The 17,281-nt window shown below is 70.9% G+C and carries 11 protein-coding genes; 6 read left to right on the top strand and 5 right to left on the bottom strand.

Annotated elements, in window-relative coordinates; all coding sequences use genetic code 11:
* Positions 1–155 precede the first annotated feature (155 nt).
* The gene (locus tag NR792_RS33740; RefSeq protein WP_375756820.1) at positions 156–2,354 is read right to left on the bottom strand and encodes an FUSC family protein; all 2,199 of its coding nucleotides are present in this window, start codon (positions 2,352–2,354) and stop codon (positions 156–158) included.
* Between the two features lie 116 nt (positions 2,355–2,470).
* Positions 2,471–3,103 carry a 30S ribosomal protein S4 gene (rpsD, locus tag NR792_RS33735; RefSeq protein WP_375756819.1) on the bottom strand — a complete coding sequence of 211 codons (633 nt, stop codon included), beginning with the start codon at positions 3,101–3,103 and terminating at the stop codon, positions 2,471–2,473.
* 346 nt (positions 3,104–3,449) lie between these two features.
* On the opposite strand from rpsD, the gene NR792_RS33730 reads away from it, so the two are divergent.
* Positions 3,450–5,240 carry a M4 family metallopeptidase gene (locus tag NR792_RS33730; RefSeq protein WP_375756818.1) on the top strand — a complete coding sequence of 597 codons (1,791 nt, stop codon included), beginning with the start codon at positions 3,450–3,452 and terminating at the stop codon, positions 5,238–5,240.
* Between the two features lie 59 nt (positions 5,241–5,299).
* Here the strand turns inward: NR792_RS33730 and NR792_RS33725 are convergent, their stop codons facing one another.
* Complete coding sequence (locus NR792_RS33725) at positions 5,300–7,654, bottom strand: arylsulfatase (protein WP_375756817.1); 2,355 nt, start codon at positions 7,652–7,654, stop codon at positions 5,300–5,302.
* 132 nt (positions 7,655–7,786) lie between these two features.
* Positions 7,787–8,821 (bottom strand): aldo/keto reductase, encoded by a 1,035-nt coding sequence (locus NR792_RS33720; RefSeq protein WP_375756816.1) that lies wholly within the window; start codon positions 8,819–8,821, stop codon positions 7,787–7,789.
* Positions 8,822–8,989: 168 nt separating this feature from the next.
* On the opposite strand from NR792_RS33720, the gene NR792_RS33715 reads away from it, so the two are divergent.
* The 4 genes from NR792_RS33715 (at position 8,990) to NR792_RS33700 (ending at position 14,872) form a co-directional block, all read left to right on the top strand.
* Positions 8,990–10,771, top strand: coding sequence for an ABC transporter ATP-binding protein (locus NR792_RS33715; RefSeq protein ID WP_375756815.1), 1,782 nt, complete (start codon positions 8,990–8,992; stop codon positions 10,769–10,771).
* Positions 10,768–12,582 carry an ABC transporter ATP-binding protein gene (locus NR792_RS33710; protein ID WP_375756814.1) on the top strand — a complete coding sequence of 605 codons (1,815 nt, stop codon included), beginning with the start codon at positions 10,768–10,770 and terminating at the stop codon, positions 12,580–12,582. Before NR792_RS33715 ends, NR792_RS33710 begins: the two co-directional genes overlap by 4 nt.
* 564 nt (positions 12,583–13,146) lie before the next feature.
* Complete coding sequence (locus NR792_RS33705; protein WP_375756813.1) at positions 13,147–13,926, top strand: SDR family NAD(P)-dependent oxidoreductase; 780 nt, start codon at positions 13,147–13,149, stop codon at positions 13,924–13,926.
* 67 nt (positions 13,927–13,993) lie between these two features.
* Entirely contained in the window at positions 13,994–14,872 is an 879-nt protein-coding gene (locus NR792_RS33700) for an aldo/keto reductase (RefSeq protein WP_375756812.1), read from the top strand.
* Positions 14,873–14,885: 13 nt separating this feature from the next.
* Here NR792_RS33700 and NR792_RS33695 read toward each other — a convergent pair whose 3' ends face one another.
* The gene (locus NR792_RS33695) at positions 14,886–15,482 is read right to left on the bottom strand and encodes a TetR/AcrR family transcriptional regulator (protein WP_375756811.1); all 597 of its coding nucleotides are present in this window, start codon (positions 15,480–15,482) and stop codon (positions 14,886–14,888) included.
* A 106-nt stretch (positions 15,483–15,588) separates the two neighbouring features.
* On the opposite strand from NR792_RS33695, the gene NR792_RS33690 reads away from it, so the two are divergent.
* Positions 15,589–17,244 carry an FAD-dependent oxidoreductase gene (locus NR792_RS33690; protein WP_375756810.1) on the top strand — a complete coding sequence of 552 codons (1,656 nt, stop codon included), beginning with the start codon at positions 15,589–15,591 and terminating at the stop codon, positions 17,242–17,244.
* The last annotated feature ends 37 nt before the right edge of the window (positions 17,245–17,281 follow it).

The raw sequence follows: 17,281 nt of genomic DNA, 5'->3' as shown, positions 1-17,281 counted from the left end.
AGCTCGGAGGCACGCCCCGCACGCTCCGCGGGCTCGCGCTCATCGCGCTCGTGCGAGGCCTTGCCGGGCATCGGAGGCATGCACCGCATCCTCCACGGACCAGCGCTGGCCGCGATTGCTCGAGGCCCCGCGGGCGGCATCCGCTGCATGCCGTGTCACGCGGGAACGGGCGTGGCGCCATCCTCCGAAGCGCGCAGCGCGGGCGGCATGCGCTCCACCGCGTGGTGGAGCACGCCCAGCTGGCGCACCAGCCGCGCCACCTGTGTGCGCGCCAGCGCGTCCGCACCGTCCAGCCCGGGCGCCTCGCGCTGGAGCGCTGACGGCACGCGACGCGCCACCAGCGCCGCGGACAGCTCCTCCAGCGCCTCCGACGCGTAGCGCACCACCGGCCCCAGGTCCGCTCCCGGGTGCCAGGCGCGGCTCGCCGCCAGCGCGGTCACCGCCGCGGTGAAGCGCCTCGCGTATGTAATCAGCGCCATCCCCGGCTCCAGCTCCTTCGCCGGTCCCTTCCACTCACTGAGCAGCCGCTGGAAGGACGCCTCCGCGGACAACAGCGCCACGCCCACCTTGCGCCGGGCCTCGCGCAGCGCGGCCTCCGTGGGCACCGGCCTCCGCGCCACCTCGCGCAGGTAGTCCTGGTCCGCCTTCAGCACCTGGGCCACCTCCTCGGCGAAGCGCGCGTGCTCGGGGCTGGGCCAGAGCAGCCGGATGCCCAGCAGCGCCAGCGCGCCGCCCAGCACCGTGTTGAGGATGCGCACCCCCGCGAGCCGCCAGTCCCCCGTCTGCATCTCCGCGAGCAGCACCAACGCCGGCGCCAGGAGCACCTGGTAGACCGTGAAGTTGAGCGGCCGCACGCTCACCGACACGCAGACCAGCGCCACGATGACCGCGAGCATCATCCACCGCGCCGGCAGCACGTGCACCAGCCCCATGGCCAGCACACTGCCCACGAACGTCCCCGCCACGCGCTGCAGCCCCTTCTCCGTGGTGAGCCCCGAGTACGGCTGCAACACGACAATCACGGTGATGGTCACCCAGTACCAGTGATTGAGCCCCAGCCCCTCCGCCAGCGCCGTCGCCGCCATCGCGGTGAGCCCCAGCCGCAGCGCGTGCCGGAAGACCACGGACTCCGGCGTCAGGTGCTCGCGCAGCACGGTCCACCCGGAACGCCCGCGGCCCGGCTCCAGCCCGAAGGGCTTCGTGTCCCGCTCCGGCAGCGGCTTGCCGCTCTCCAGGCGCGACGCCACCTCCAGCGCCACCGCGCTGTACTCCCGCAGCCGTCCCAGCAGCCCCGCGACGTGCGAGTACTGCGAGCGCGCCGGCTCCGGCGGCCCTCCCTCCGCGTCGAGCACCTGCCTCAACCGCTCCGCGTCCCACGCCGTGGGCACCGGCACCGTGCCCCGCGTCAGCGCGCCCACCACGCCTCGCAGGTCCACGGCCAGCGCACCCAACGCATGCCGCGCCTCGATGAGGGCGGTGCGGCACGCGCCCTGGCGCGGAGCCTCGTCCAGCGCCTCCGACATGGCCGTGAGCAAGAGCGACAGCGCGTCCGCGTCCTCCAGCAGCACCAGCAGGTGCTCGCCCCGGCCGCTCTCCTCCTGCCGCCCCTGGCGCGTGGCGCCCAGCGTGGCGCGGGCCGTCTCCAGCGACCTCCGGATGCGCGCGGCCCGCTGCACCGCCTCCCACGTCCCCGCCCGTGAGGGCCCCTCCATGGGCCAGCCCGCCACCGCGTGCGCGCCGTCCGCCAGCTCCTCGTAGCAGGCCGCGATGGCCAGCCGCGCCGGGCGGTACGGCCTCAGCGGCCACAACACCAGCGCCAGGAACATGGACCACAGGCCGCCCGCCACGAAGAACGCCGCCTGCATCAGCGCGGCCTCCGGCCCGTGCGACGGCAGCGCCAGCGACACCACGAACAGGTTCGCCATCAGCATGCCCACGATGCCCGGCGTGTCGCCGTAGCTGCGCGCGAAGCCGCACGCCGTCACCCAGAAGAACGTCAACGCCACGTCCACCCAGAAGGGACTGGGCAGCGCGATGATGAGCCCCACCCCCGCGCCCAGCACCGTCATGGCGCCCATGGCCCGGGCGCGCGTGCGGTACGGCCCGCCCTTGTCCACCAGCGCGACGAAGAGCCCCGCCATGCCCGCCCACGCCGCCGCCGGCATGCCCAGCAGCGCGGAGACGATGAGCGGCACCCCCAGGGCCAGCGCCGTGCGCAGCCCCGCGGCCACCGCGGGCCGGCCCGGCTGGAAGCGGAAGAGGCCCGCGACGTGGCGGGGCAGGTGTCCCCGGGCCGCACGCCCCCGTGGCGCCACCCAGCCCTCCGCCACCGGCTCGCCTCCGTCCCCGCGCATCCCCACTCCTTCCTCTCGTGAACCTTCCCCCGAGGAAGAAGATGGGGTGCGCGAGCGCCGGATTCCTCCCCTGCCCGCCCGCATGCACGGCGGGCGGGCGGAAGCGGGCCGGCCGGTCAGCTGCGCTGCGCGTAGTACTCGACGATGAACGGCTCGTTCACGTCCACGGGGATCTCCTCACGCTCCGGCAGCCGCACGTAGCGCATGCCCTCCCCTTCCCCCAGGACCTGCACGTACGCGGGCACCTGCCGGGACTTCATCCGGCCAAAGGCGTCCTGCACCACCGCGAGCTTCAGGTGCGCCGGATGGAAGCGCACCTCGTTGCCCGGCTTGAGCCGGATGCTCGGGATGTCCGCGCGCCGGCCGTCCACCTGGAAGTAGCCGTGGCGCACGAACTGCCGCGCCTGGCGGATGCTCGTGGCCAGCCCCGCGCGCAGCACCAGCGCGTCCAGCCGGCTCTCCAAGAGCTGCATCAGCACCTTGCCGGTGTTGCCCGGCGCCTTGCGCGCCTCCAGGAAGGCACTGCGGCACTGCTTCTCCAACAGGCCGTAGTACAGCTTCAGCTTCTGCTTCTCCCGCAGCCGCTGCGCGAAGTCGCTCACCGACACGCGCGCCGTCGCCCCGTGCTGCCCCGGCGGATACGGCCGGCGCAGCACCGGATCCTTGTCGGGGTCCTTCGCGCTGATGCGCGACAGCGGGATGCCCAACCGCCGACACAGCTTCCCTCGCGGTCCCAGTTCACGTGCCACGGCGTGTCCCTCCGGCCTTCCTGTGGGTTCGAGCCAAGTTGAAATCGATAATCACTATCAATTTCAATACCCGCAAGGCGAGCGGGCGGTCAAGCCTCCAGACACGGGGTGTGGGTGGACGGGCGTGCACAGGCAGGGTGAAAATGAACGGAAATACAACCCGGCGCACCTGCCTACCTACCGGTCGGAATGTGTTTTCGGGACGGATGTGGGACGAACACTTCACCTGTGAATTCATGAGGATGGACCCACTCATGACCGTGTAAGCAGCCACCCACACGCAACATCCGGGCGGCTGACACGAGAATCAATTTGTCCGCTTCACCTTCCCCCCAGAGCACCCCCCATGGCCCTGCGCACCGACCTGTCGAAGCCCGTTGTCGCCACCCAGAACCGCACCGACACGAAGCCGGTGAACACCGTGAAGCCGCAGGGCCCGGTGGGCATGAGCTCGCAGTCCAGCTTCAGCGCGGGCGCGCCCTCCAAGGCGAAGGCCACGGTGGCGCTCAACGGCGTGGGCCAGAAGCTGACGCCGGGCCCGGTGGACCTCTCCAGCCCCCAGGCGCAGCAGGCCATCCAGCAGACGGTGGCGTACGTGAACCAGAAGAACCCGCAGCTGTCCGGCGTCACGGGCGGCGCGTCGTTCTCGCCGCGCACCGTGGAGCGCGACCAGCTGGGCATGACGCACGTGCGCATGGACCGCATGCACGAGGGCGTGAAGGTCGCCGGTGAGCAGGTCATCGGACACCTGGACGCGAAGGGCCAGTTCGACAGCCTGACGGGCAACGTGTCCGACATCCCCGCGGGCATCGGCAAGGCGCCCACGAAGCTGACCGCGAAGGACGCGCTGGCCGTGGCGCAGAAGGACTTCAACGGCGACACGACGCGCGCCCCCACCTCGGAGAAGGTCATCGTCAAGGGCAAGGACGGCCAGTACCGCGCCGCCTACCACGTGACGCTCACCGACACGTCCGCGGCCAACGGCAAGGAGCCGCGCTCGATGAACTACTTCATCGACGCGAACACCGGCGCGTCCATCAAGCAGTACAACACCATCAGCCACTGGAGCCGCGAGGGCGCCAAGGCCTCCACCCCGAAGCCGGGCACGTCCACGCAGACGCCCTCCACCCAGGCCCCGACGACGGGCAGCGGCGCGGCCCGCGCGGCGGACGACCAGACGATGTACAGCGGCAAGGTGGACCTGCAGACCACCAAGGGCGCGGACGGCACGTACACGCTGGAGGACAAGACGCGCGGCAAGGGCATCGTGACGTACGACGCGAAGAACCGCCCGAACGCGTCCGGCACCACGGCCCTCACCGACAAGAACGACGTCTGGGGTGAGAAGGGCGACCCGACGCGCGCCCAGGCGGGCGTGGACGCGCACTACGGCGCGGCCATGACGTACGACTTCATGAAGGACGTCCTGGGCCGCGACTCCATCGACGGCAAGGGTGAGAAGCTCGTCAGCTACGTGCACACCGACAACAACCTGGTGAACGCGTACTGGGACGGCGAGAAGATGCAGTACGGCGACGGCGACGGCGTGGACTCCGGCCCGCTCACCACGCTGGACATCGCCGGCCATGAAATCGCGCACGGCCTCACGGAGCGCACCGCCGGCCTGGAGTACGAGGGCGAGTCCGGTGGCCTCAACGAGTCCTTCAGCGACATCATCGGCACGGGCGTGGAGTGGTACGCCAGCCAGAAGAACGGCGCCGTGAAGTTCGACTGGGCCGTGGGCGAGGACGCCTGGACGCCCAAGAACGGCGACAACACGGACGCCCTCCGCTACATGAACGACCCGACGGCGGACGGCTACTCCATCGACAACTACAAGAACTACCCGAAGATGACGGAGGTGCACGGCTCCAGCGGCATCGCCAACAACGCCTTCTTCCTGGTCACCGAGGGTGGCAAGAACAAGACGTCCGGCATCGAGGTGAAGGACGGCATCGGCATGGACAAGAGCCTGAAGATTTTCGGCCGCGCGCTCACCACGTACATGACGCCGCAGACGAACTTCTCCGAGGCCCGCGCCGCCACCATCAAGGCCGCCACGGACCTGTACGGCAAGGACTCCACCGAGGCGAAGAAGGTCGCCGAGGCCTGGACCGCCGTCGGCGTGACGAAGTAGGCCGCTGAGGTTTCAGGCCCGGGCGGGAGTCTCACGGCTCCCGTCCGGGCCTCTTGTTTTCACTGCTTCGCCATCGCCGTCTTCTGCTCGGCCTTCCTGTCCCGGACGTGCTCGCCGGAGACGTCCACGGTCACCTCGTAGAGCGTGCCGGTGAACTCGAAGGGCGCGGTGTAGCGCTGGCTGACGGAGGAGTTCTCGTCCCGGCCGCAGGTGAGCCCCTCTCCCAGGCTGATGAGCAGCGGCATGGTGGCGCCGATGTCGCTCTGGGCCACCAGGTCGCCGTTGATGTAGAGCCGACCGCGGCCCGGGGCCCCCTTGCCGGCGGCCAGGTCCACCTTGCCCGTGGGCTCGAACTCGAACTTCAGCTCCGAGCGCCCCTGGGGCACGTCCACGGCCGACTCGATGTGGAACTCCTGTTCACCGACGTAGTTGTAGACGTAGTGCAGCTTCCGGCCCTGGATGAAGAACGTGTAGCCGCCGGTGATTCCCCCGTGGCAGAGCAGCACGCCCTCCGTGTCCGGCTTCACCTCCACCTCGGCGGTGATGGTGTGGGGCCGGTTGAGCACGTGCACCGCGGCGTTCTCCGGCGCGGGTGACGTGTGCGGGCGGTAGACGTAGCGCGTGCGTTCCCTGCTGATTTGCGGGCGCGCCTGGCTGAACAGCGCGAGGTCGATTCCGCCAATCGGCAGCACCTGGTAGCGCCCGGCCTCGGCGTACCAGAGGGCGATCATCTCGATGAGCTTGCCCCGCTGCTCCTCCGCCACGTTGCGCGTCTCCGAGGCGTCCTCGGCCACGTGGTACAGCTCCCAGCCGCTCGCATCCAGCTCGCGCAGCCGTTGCTCGGTGAGCTTCGACTCGCCCAGCCCCTCTCCCGCCTCCGCGAATGACGGGCCGGGGAACGGGCACACCGCGCGCCAGCCTTCGTGGTAGAGCGCGCGGTTGCCCAGCATCTCGAAGTACTGCGTGCGATGGCGGCTTTTGGCGTTCGCGTCATGGAACGTGTGCTTGAAGCTGACGCCCTCGATGGGTGACTGGGTGACGCCGCGAATCTCCAGGGGCGCTTCCAGGCCCAGGCAGTCCAGCACCGTGGGCACCATGTCGATGGCGTGCGCGTACTGCGTGCGCACCTCGCCCTTCGCCTGGATGCCCCGGGGCCAGTGGACGAGGAACGGGTCGGTGGTGCCGCCCCGGTACGTCTCCCGCTTCCAGCGGCGGAACGGCGTGTCCCCCGCCCAGGCCCAGCCCCACGGGTAGTGGTTGAAGTGCTTCGGGCCGCCCAGGTCCTCCATCGCGGCCATGTTCTGCTCCAGGGACTCCGGCGCGTTGTTGAAGAACTTCAGCTCGTTCACGGAGCCGTGCGGTCCGCCCTCCGCGCTGGCCCCGTTGTCGGACAGCACCATGATGAGCGTGTTGTCCAGCTCGCCCGTGTCCTCCAGGAACTTCAAGAGCCGCCCGATGTGGTGGTCCGTGTGCTCCAGGAAGCCCGCGAACACCTCCATCATCCGCGCGTAGAGCCGCTTCTCCTCCGGCGGGAGCGCGTCCCAGTCCTGCACGTCCGGGTCGTGCCGCGACAGCCGCGTGCCCTGGGGGATGACGCCCAGCTCCAGCTGCTTCTGGAACACCTTCTGGCGGTAGGCGTCCCAGCCGTCGTCGAACTGGCCCGCGTAGCGGTCCGCCCACTCGCGAGGGACGTGATGGGGCGCGTGCATGGCGCCCGTGGCGAAGTAGAGGAAGAAGGGCTTGTTCGGGGCGATCTGCTTGGAGTCCGAGATGCACTCCATCGCCCGCTCCACCAGGTCCGGCGTGAGGTGGTAGCCCTCCTCCGGCGTGGCGGGCGGACGGACGGCGTGGTTGTCGTGGATGAGGTCCGGGTAGTACTGGTGCGTGTCCCCGCCCAGGAAGCCGTAGAAGCGCTCGAAGCCGCGGCCCAGCGGCCAGCGCGAGTACGGCCCGGCGGCGCTCGTCTGCTCCGCGGGGGTCAGGTGCCACTTGCCCAGGGCATACGTGTTGTAGCCCGCGCCCAGGAGGATTTCGGAGAGGAAGCCGTTCTCGAAGGGGATGGTGCCGTTGTAGCCGGGGTAGCCCGAGGAGCCCTCGGTGATGGTGGCCATCCCGTTGGAGTGGTGGTTGCGGCCGGTGAGGACGCACGAGCGCGTGGGCGAGCACAGCGCGGTGGTGTGCATGTTGTTGTAGAGCAGCCCGCCCTTCGCCAGCCGGTCCAGGTTCGGCGTGCGGATGGGCGAGCCGTAGCAGCCCAGGTGCCCGAAGCCCGTGTCATCCAGGATGATGAACAGGACGTTGGGCGCGCCGGGCTTCGAGCGCAGGGGCGCGGGCCACGCGGGAGACGACTGCTCCCAGGTGCGGCCGATGACGCCGGGGAAGGGACTGCCGGGCTTGTATTCCTTGAGGGACATGGGCGGGCGCGCCTCCACGCGGAGCGAAACGTTCTCGTGCGTGAGGTGCATCGCCCCGGGAGGCGGCGAATCTGCCCCCGGGACGGAGGCGGCCGGACCCAGGCCCCGGCCGCTTCCTGCTTCACGCCCCGCTCACGTCACGGGGAACGGGTTGCGCTCGTGGAACTGCCGCTGGTGGAAGTACGGGTACGGCCAGGGCACCGTGCTGGCGGCGTCCAGCGTGGCCACCTGCGCGGGCGTGAGGTTCCAGCCGATGGCGCCCAGGTTCTGGCGCAGCTGCTCCTCCGTGCGCGCGCCGATGATGACGTTGGACACGGTGGGCCGCTGGAGCACCCAGTTGAGCGCCACCTGCGGCACCGTCTTCCCGGTCTCCTGGGCCACGGCGTCGAGCGCGTCCACGACCTTGAAGAGGTACTCCTCCGGCACCTGCGGGCCACCGGCCGCGGTGGCGGGGTTGTTGAGGCGGCTCGTCTCCGGCTTCGGCGCGCCCCGGCGCAGCTTGCCGGTGAGCCGGCCCCAGCCCAGCGGGCTCCACACCACCGCGCCCACCTTCTGGTCCTGCGCGAGCGGCATCAGCTCCCACTCGTAGTCGCGGCCCACGAGCGAGTAGTAGGCCTGGTGGGCCACGTAGCGCGCCAGGTTGTGGCGCTCCGACACGGCCAGCGACTTCATCAGGTGCCAGCCGGAGAAGTTGGAGCAGCCGATGTAGCGGATCTTCCCCGCGCGCACGAAGCCGTCCAGCGTGGTGAGCACCTCCTCCACCGGCGTCACCGCGTCGAAGGCGTGCAACTGGAACAGGTCGATGTAGTCCGTCTTCAGCCGGCGCAGCGCGGCCTCCACGGCGCGCGTGAGGTGGAAGCGCGAGGAGCCCACGTCGTTGGGGCCCTCGCCCACGCGGAAGGTGGCCTTGGTGGAGATGATGGCTTTGTCGCGCCGCCCCTCCAGCGCCTTGCCGAGAATCTCCTCCGCGAGCCCGGCGGAGTAGCCGTCCGCGGAGTCGAACATGTTCACGCCCGCGTCCAGCGCGATGTCCACGAGCCGCGTGGCCTCCTTCACGTCGCTGGAACCAAAGCCCTTGAAGAACTCACCCGAGCCGCCGAACGTGCCCGTGCCCAGACTGAGGACGGGGACCTTGAAACCCGAACCACCGAGCTGCCTGTATTCCATGACGTTCACCTCGTGACGAACCGGAGGAAGGAAAGGCGGCCCACGTAACGGCCCGTGGCGCGGCGCGCAACCGTCGTTTCGCGACATGCGCCGTGCTTGAAGCGGGGCGGACGCGCGCCCATCATGCGCGCGCCTTCCCGAGCGGGGAGGCAGGGGTCCAGGTCCCACGTGAGCACGTCCGCGCCACCCGCATCCGGCCGCCCCCCCATCCTGCGGGCGCTGGGCTATCTGCGCCGCTACCGCCTGGAGGCCCTGGGGGCGCTGCTGTCGCTGCTGCTCGTCTCCGTGGCGAACCTGGGCGCGCCTCAGATGATCCGCATCGCCATCGACCAGGGGCTCGCGCGCGGCGAGCAGCGGCCCGTGTGGCTGGCGGTGGGAGGGCTGGTCGCCATCGCGCTGGGGCGCGGCCTGTTCAACTTCCTCCAGGGCTACCTGGCGGAGCGCGCGTCGCAGGGCGTGGCGTTTGATTTGCGCGACGCGCTCTTCGCGCGCATCCAGCGGCTGTCCTTCAGCTACTACGACCAGGCGCAGACGGGGCAGCTGCTCACGCGGCTGACGAGCGACGTGGAGGCGGTGCGCACCTTCGTGGGCAGCGGCATCGTGCAGTTCGCCGCGGCGGCGGCGATGCTGGTGGGCTGCGCGGGGCTGCTGGTGTACCTGGACCCGGTGCTGGCGCTGGCGGCGCTGAGTACCGTGCCGCCCATCCTGTGGGTGCTGCGCCGGTTCATGCAGCGGATGCGGCCGCTGTTCGGCCAGCTCCAGGCACTGCTGGGCTCGCTCAACACCACGCTGCAGGAGGACCTGCGCGGGCTGCGCGTGGTGCGCGCCTTCTCCGGCGAGGCGCGGGAGCTCGCGCGCTATGAGAAGACCAACGCGGAGCTGAAGGAGAAGAACCTGCGGGTGGTGGACGCGCTGGCGGCCAACTTCCCCTTCGTCACCTTCTTCGCCAACCTGGGCACGCTGATGGTGGTGGGCGTGGGCGGCTGGCGCATCTTCCATCAGGAGCTGACGCTGGGAGAGCTGGTGGCCTTCAACAGCTACCTGGCCTTCCTGCTGATGCCCCTGATGACGCTGGGCTTCTTCGCGGCCAGCATGTCGCGGGCGAGCGCGTCCGCGCAGCGCGTCTTCGAGCTGCTCGACACGGCGGTGGAGGTGGCGGACCGCCCGGGTGCGGTGCCACTGCCTCCGTTGCAGGGCCGCATCGAGCTGCGCGACGTGCGCTTCCGCTACGCGGGCAGCGAGCGGGAGATCCTGCGCGGCGTGAGCGTGACGCTGGAGCCCGGGCAGCTGGTGGCGGTGCTGGGCACCACCGGCTCCGGCAAGAGCACGCTCATCAACCTGCTGCCCCGCTTCTACGACGTCACTGGCGGCGCGGTGCTGCTGGACGGGCACGACGTGCGGGACGTGACGCTCGCGAGCCTGCGCTCGCAGATGGGCGTCGTGCTCCAGGACGCGCTGCTGTTCTCCGGCACGGTGCGGGACAACATCGCCTATGGGCGCCCGGACGCGACGCAGGCCGAGGTGGAGGCGGCGGCGGAGGCGGCCCAGGCGGCGGAGTTCATCCGCGAGCTGCCCCAGGGCTACGACACGCGGGTGGGCGAGCGCGGCGTGGGGCTCTCCGGTGGACAGCGGCAGCGGCTGGCCATCGCGCGGGCGCTGCTCACCGACCCGCGCCTGCTCATCCTGGATGACAGCACGTCGGCGGTGGACGCGCGCACGGAGACCGCCATCCAGGGCGCGCTGGACGCGCTGATGCGGGACAAGCGCAGGACGGCGCTGGTCATCGCCCAGCGCATCAGCACCGTGCGGGACGCGGACGTCATCCTGGTGCTGGACGAGGGACGCATCGCCGCGAAGGGACGCCACGAGGAGTTGCAGGCCACCAGCGAGCTTTACAACGACATCCTCGGGTCGCAGCTGCTGCCCCCGCGTCAGGAGGGAGCGGCATGAGGCGGCCGGGAAGCATCGAGGCGATGGCGGAGCTGGAGGCCGGCCGCGCGAAGCAGCGCGGCAAGGTGCTGCGCAGGCTCATGGGCGAGCTGCGCCCGCACGCGCGCGCGCTCACCGTGGCGATGGTCTTCATCCTGGTGGGCGCGGCCTGTCAGGCCCTGGGGCCGTACCTGGTGAGCCGGGCCATCGACCACGACATCGGCGCGGGGGACGGCTGGGGGCTGCTGCGGACGCTGGCGGTGCTGCTCGTCGTCTATGGCGTGGGCGTGCTGTCGCAGCAGGCGCAGACGCAGCGCATCGGACACACGGGGCAGCACGTGCTGGGGGACCTGCGCCAGCGCCTCTTCGAGCGGCTCCAGCAGCTGCCGCTGTCCTGGTTCGACCGCCGTCCGCTGGGCGACCTGATGAGCCGCCTGATCAGCGACGTGGACACGCTCAACCAGCTCTTCGCGCAGGGGCTGACGCAGCTCCTGGGGTCGCTGCTGGGACTGCTGGGCGTGCTCGTCGCGATGTTCGCGCTCAACGTGCGCCTGGCGCTGGCGTGCTTCTCCCTCATCCCCGCCATCGTGTTCACCACGTGGTTCTTCGCGTCGAGGGCGCGCAGTGCCTACCGCAAGACGCGGCAGACGGTGGGCGACGTGACGGCGAACCTCCAGGAGGAGATTGGAGGTGTGCGGCAGGCGCAGGCGTTCAACCGCACGGAGAAGAACATCGAGCGCTTCCGCGACCGCAACGCGGCCAACCGCGACGCGAACGTGGCGGCGGTGGGCATCACGTCCGCGTTCTCGCCGGCCATCGACCTGCTCTCCACGCTGTCCACCGCGCTGGTGATTGGCTACGGCGGCGTGCTGACGCTGAGCGGGCAGCTCACGGTGGGCGGCGTGGCTGCGTTCCTCATCTACGTGCAGCAGTTCTTCCGGCCGGTGCAGCTGGCCGCGTCGGTGGCCGCGCTGATGCAGTCCGCGCTGGCGGGGGCGGAGCGCATCTTCGCCATCCTCGACGAGACGCCGGAGCCACGGGACGCGCCCGGGGCGGTGGAGCTGGGGCCGCTCGAGGGACAGGTGGTGTTCGAGGGGGTGTCCTTCGGGTACGACCCGGCGCGGCCCGTGCTGCGCGACGTGTCCTTCCGCCTGGAGCCCGGCCAGACATTGGCCCTGGTGGGGCGCACGGGCGCGGGCAAGACGACGGTGGCGAGCCTCGTGCCGCGCTTCTACGACGCGACGGGGGGCGCGGTGCGCGTCGACGGGGAGGACGTGCGCCAGGTGACGCGCGGCAGCCTGCGCCGGCAGATGGCCATGGTGCTCCAGGAGCCGTTCCTCTTCAGCGGGAAGGTGGCGGACAACATCGCCTACGGGAAGCCGGACGCCACTCGCGAGGAGGTGGAGGCTGCGGCGAAGGCGGTGCACGCGCACGACTTCATCACCCGGCTGCCGCAGGGCTACGACACGGTGCTGGGAGAAGGAGGCGCGACGCTCAGCCAGGGCCAGCGGCAGCTGCTCGCGTTCGCGCGCGCGGTCATCGCCAATCCGCGGGTGCTCATCCTCGACGAGGCGACGGCGAACATCGACACGCGCACGGAGGCGCTCATCCAGCTGGCGCTGGGGCAGCTGCTGTCGGGCCGCACGAGCATCGTCATCGCGCACCGGCTCAACACCATCCGCCACGCGGATCTCATCCTGGTGCTGGAGCACGGCACCGTGGTCGAGCGCGGCAACCACGCGGAGCTGCTCGCGAAGGGCGGGCTCTACGCGGAGCTGTACCACCAGCAGTTCCGCGACACGCCGGAGACGACGGCCAAGGCCCTGGGCTGAAGGAGCGCCACCGCAGTGGCGCGTAGACGCTGACCCAGCGGCTGCAATCCCGGCGCCAGGCCCGGATACCCATGCGGGACGCCTCCCGCCCGACGGGGTCCCAACCTGTCCGACAGTCGGACAGGTTTCCGCGGCCCGGCTGGAACGGGCTTCCCCACCGCCTCGGTCCTCCAAACCTGTCCGACTGTCGGACAGGTTCGTGCCGTGCGCCGCTGCCGGGGAGGCCCCTCAGGGTTCTCACCTTCTCATCCGTGGAGGCGGAGTCCATGTCCGAAGGCTCGGGTAGAAAGCGGAGCCCTCCGGTGCTGGATGTGGATGCCTTGGAGGGGCCCCAGCGTTGGACGGAGGCGGCCGTCACGGCGCGCGGACGTTGCTCGCTGGACCGTCCGCGGCTCCTGGATTCCCGCCGGGCCCGCATCCGGCTTGCACGGCCGTCCGCCCTTCGTTACCCAGCGGCCGAGGGTGCGGCCCCGGCTGCGTGCGCTTCGCGCTGGCAGTCCCCATCTCCAGCATTCATCGCGACGGGTCCCCGGCGCGCACCCTCTTCACCTTCAAGGAGCAGGCATGGCAGGCAGTCGAGGGACAGCGTTGGTGACAGGCACGTCCGCGGGAATTGGCGCGGTGTACGCCCGGCGGCTGGCGGCGCTCGGGTATGACCTCGTCCTCGTCGCGCGGCGGGAGGAGCGGCTGAAGGCGCTGGCGGCGGAGCTGACGGCGGCGCATGGCATCCGCGCGGAGGTGCTGCGGGCGGACCTCACGGTGCACGCGGACCTCCAGCGGGTGGCCGCGCGCGCGGCGGGTGAGGACATCACCCTGCTCATCAACAACGCAGGGGTGGGCGGCTACGGCCCGTTCGCGCAGGTGGAGCCCACGGCCCTGGAGGGCCTGGCGAACCTGCACATGATGGCGCCCATGCTGGCCACGCGCGCGGCGCTGCCCGGCATGCTGGCGCGTGGGAAGGGTGCGGTCGTCAACGTCGCCTCCCTGCTCGCCTTCTCCGGCGCGTTGCCGCCGGACCCCCTGCCCCACCGGGCCACCTACGCGGGCGCGAAGGCGTTCCTCGTCCACTTCACCCGCACGCTCGCGGGCGAGCTGCGCGGCACGCCCGTGAAGGCCCAGGTCGTCTGCCCGGGCATGACCTTCACCGAATTCAACGGCGGCTATCCCGGCACCATGTCGCCGGAGGACGTCGTCACCGCGTCGCTCGTCGCGCTGGAGCGTGGCGAAACGGTCTGTGTCCCCGGACTGGAAGCCGCGGAAGCCCTCGCGGCCCTGGAGAAGGCCGAGGTCGGCCTGTTGCGCGGAGCCACCCACACCCTGGCCGGACGCTACCGGGCATCCTGACTTCGCGGGAAACGCATTTCCTGCACATGCATCTTTTCGGGCATTCACCTGCACGGAGGAAGCACCCATGAGCGGAACCTCGACGCGACCCGCGGAGAAGAGTGGCACCTTCAAGCTGGGCGGCGATTTGCCCGTCCACCGGCTGGGCTATGGCGCCATGCAGCTCACCGGCCCCGGCATCTGGGGCCCGCCCAAGGACCGGGCGGAGGCGGTGCGCGTGTTGCGCCGCGCGCTGGAGCTGGGCGTGGACTTCATCGACACGGCGGACTCCTACGGCCCCTATGTCAGCGAGGAGATCATCGCGGAGGCCCTGCACCCCTACGCCAAGGGCGTGGTGGTGGCGACCAAGGCGGGCCTGGTGCGCACGGGGCCCAATGAGTGGCACCCGGTGGGCGCGCCCAAGTACCTGCGCCAGCAGCTGGAGATGTCGCTGCGCCGGCTGAAGCTGGAGCGCATCGACCTGTACCAGCTGCACCGCATCGACCCGAAGGTCCCGGTGGAGGAGTCGCTGGGCGAGCTGAAGGCGCTGCAGCAGGAAGGGAAGATCCGCCACATCGGCCTGTCGGAGGTGTCGGTGGAGGAGATCCAGCGGGCGCGCAAGGTGGTGGACATCGTGTCGGTGCAGAACCGCTACAACCTGACCGACCGCGTGCACGAGAAGGTGCTGGACTACTGCGAGAAGGAGAACCTGGGCTTCATCCCCTGGTTCCCGCTGGCGACGGGCGGCCTGGCGAAGCCGGGGAGCACGCTCGACTCCGTGGCGAAGAAGCACGACGCGACGCCCGCGCAGATCGCCCTCTCCTGGCTGCTGGCGCGCTCGCCGGTGATGCTGCCCATCCCGGGCACGTCCTCCGTGAAGCACCTGGAGGAGAACCTCGCGGGCGCGGAGGTGAAGCTCAACAAGGACGAGCTGGCCGCCGTGGACGCGCAGGCGTCGGGCCGCTGAAGCCGGACCGCCGTCACTTCCGCTTCAGGTAGCGCAGGAGGAGCGTCACCAGCTCCTCCTGGAGCAGCCCCTGGGTCAGGGACTCGGGGCGCTCCACCACCGCGCGGTGGATGACCGCGTGGGCCACCGTGTCGATGAGCCACAGCGCCAGCTCCGGGTCCGGCACGTCGGTCTTGAACCGGCCCAGGGCCTCCAGCATGGGCGCGTCCTCCGGGTCCCACTTCCTGGCGGGACGCGCGGGCATTTCCTCCGTCAGCGCGTGGTGCAGCTTTGGATTCACCGCGTGCGCCGCGAAGCCCAGCGCCACCAGCGTCCGGATGAGGTCCTTCAGCGTGTCGAACTTCCGCGTCGCCAGCACCTCCCGCGCGGCGGCGCGCTGCTCCTTCACATGCCGGCGCAACACCTCCGCCACCAGCGCCTCCTTGCCGGGGAAGAACTGGTACAGCGACGCCACGTTGACGCCCGCGCGCTCCGCGATGCGGTTCGTCGTCAGCTTCGCGTAGCCGTCCCGCACCAGAATGTCAGCAGTGGCCTGCACCAGCGCGTCCACCGTCGCGCGCGAGCGCTCCTGCGTGGGCGTCTTCCGAGGGGAGAGCTTCGCGCGCGGCATGCCGGACTCCTGGAGCGGGAACGCAAGCTGACAACATAAGCACTTCCTTACATTCTGTCTCCATCGCCTCGGGCCCGTGAATGGGCCTCGCGACAGGAGACCTTCCATGTCCCATGCAATCCTGCCGGTGCTCGTCATTGGCGCGGGCCCCACCGGCCTGACGCTCGCGTGTGACCTTGCTCGCCGTGGCATCCGCGTGCGCATCGTGGACGCGGCTCCGCGGCCCTTCGTGGGCTCTCGTGGCAAGGGGCTTTCGCCTCGCACGCTGGAGGTGCTGGACGACCTGGGCGTGCTCGAGGCCGTGCTCGCCGCGGGCAATGCCTATCCCCGCATGCGCATCCACTGGCGGCGCTTCGTCGTGGGGCGCTGGACCATGATGGCCCCCCGCGCCGCGACCCCGGACGTGCCCCACCCCAATCCCTGGCTCGTGCCCCAGGCTCGCACGGAGGGCATCCTGCGCGACCGGCTGGCGTCGCTGGGCGTCACGGTGGAGTTCGGCACCGCGCTCACCGGCTTCACCCAGGACGACACCGGCGTCACCGCCACCCTCAGGCATGACGGCGCGGAGGAGACCGTCCGCGCGGAGTACCTGGTGGGCGCGGACGGAGGGCACAGCTTCGTGCGGAAGGAACTGGGCCTGGCCTTCCACGGCGTCACCCACGAGGAGGAGCGCATGGTCGTGGGCGACGTGCGCGTGGAGGGCCTGGAACACACGCACTGGCATGTGTGGCCCTTCGCGAACGGCGGCATGGTGGCGCTGTGCCCGCTGCCCGGCGCGGAGCGCTTCCAGCTCGCCCTCCAGGTGAAGCCCGGCGACCCCGTGCCGGAGCTCACCGAGGCCGCGCTCCACCAGCGCATCCAGGAGGGTGCCCGCCCTGGCGCCAGGCTGCGCCTGCACGACGCGAGCTGGCTGTCCGTGTACCGCCCCAACGTGCGCATGGTGGACCGCTACCGCGTGGGTCGCGTCTTCATCGCGGGCGACGCCGCGCACGTGCACCCGCCCACCGGAGGCCAGGGGCTCAACACCGGCGTGCAGGACGCCTACAACCTGGGCTGGAAGCTGGGCCACGTGCTCCAGGGCGCGGACCCGGCCCTGCTCGACACCTACGAGGCGGAGCGGCTGCCCATCGCCGCGCGGGTGCTCGGGCTGTCCTCGAAGCTGTTCGATGGCATGCGCCAGGGGCGCATGAAGGCCCTGAACCGCGGCGACGAGCTGCGGCAGCTGGGCTTGAGCTATCGCGGCGGGCCGCTCGCGCCGGAGGCTCCCGGCGACACGGCCCGGGTGCGGGCCGGAGACCGCGCTCCGGATGCGCCGGGCATGGATGCCCAAGGCAAACCTGTCCGACTGTCGGACAGGTTTCGGGGGCCGCACTGGACGTTGCTCGCCTTCGGGCCGGCGGCTCCGGACGTGATGGCCCGGATCCGCTCGCGCTTCGGGGATGGCGTGCGCACCGTCCCGGTCCTCGCGAAGGGAGTCGGCACCGGCCTCGTCGCCAGCGACGACGGGGCCAGCCCGCGGCCCCTGCTCGACACGGGCGGCCACGCGCACCGGGCCTATGACGTGGCCCCGGGCGCGGATGCGCTCATCCTGGTGCGGCCGGATGGCTACGTGGGACACGCCTCCCGGCCCGGCGACCTCGCGGCGCTGGAGCAATTCCTGACGCCGCTCCTGCCCCGGCCCTCCTCGCGGTCAATCCCATCCATGCCTCCCCCCCGAGTGGAAGCCGCACCGGGTGTAACCACCGGAATCCCCCCTGCGTAGTGGGAGCAACGCTGTGGGGCTTCGCAATTCCTCGAGG

Source organism: Corallococcus exercitus, assembly GCF_042231735.1.
GTDB classification, from domain to species: domain Bacteria; phylum Myxococcota; class Myxococcia; order Myxococcales; family Myxococcaceae; genus Corallococcus; species Corallococcus exercitus_B.
This window is presented reverse-complemented; position numbering and strand designations above follow the sequence as displayed.

Coding starts and splice junctions, on each gene's coding strand:
- NR792_RS33740 (WP_375756820.1), bottom strand. CDS start 2,354: ATGCGCGGGGACGGAGGCGAGCCGGTGGCGGAGGGCTGGGTGGCGCCA.
- NR792_RS33730 (WP_375756818.1), top strand. CDS start 3,450: ATGGCCCTGCGCACCGACCTGTCGAAGCCCGTTGTCGCCACCCAGAAC.
- NR792_RS33725 (WP_375756817.1), bottom strand. CDS start 7,654: ATGTCCCTCAAGGAATACAAGCCCGGCAGTCCCTTCCCCGGCGTCATC.
- NR792_RS33720 (WP_375756816.1), bottom strand. CDS start 8,821: ATGGAATACAGGCAGCTCGGTGGTTCGGGTTTCAAGGTCCCCGTCCTC.
- NR792_RS33710 (WP_375756814.1), top strand. CDS start 10,768: ATGAGGCGGCCGGGAAGCATCGAGGCGATGGCGGAGCTGGAGGCCGGC.
- NR792_RS33705 (WP_375756813.1), top strand. CDS start 13,147: ATGGCAGGCAGTCGAGGGACAGCGTTGGTGACAGGCACGTCCGCGGGA.
- NR792_RS33700 (WP_375756812.1), top strand. CDS start 13,994: ATGAGCGGAACCTCGACGCGACCCGCGGAGAAGAGTGGCACCTTCAAG.
- NR792_RS33695 (WP_375756811.1), bottom strand. CDS start 15,482: ATGCCGCGCGCGAAGCTCTCCCCTCGGAAGACGCCCACGCAGGAGCGC.
- NR792_RS33690 (WP_375756810.1), top strand. CDS start 15,589: ATGTCCCATGCAATCCTGCCGGTGCTCGTCATTGGCGCGGGCCCCACC.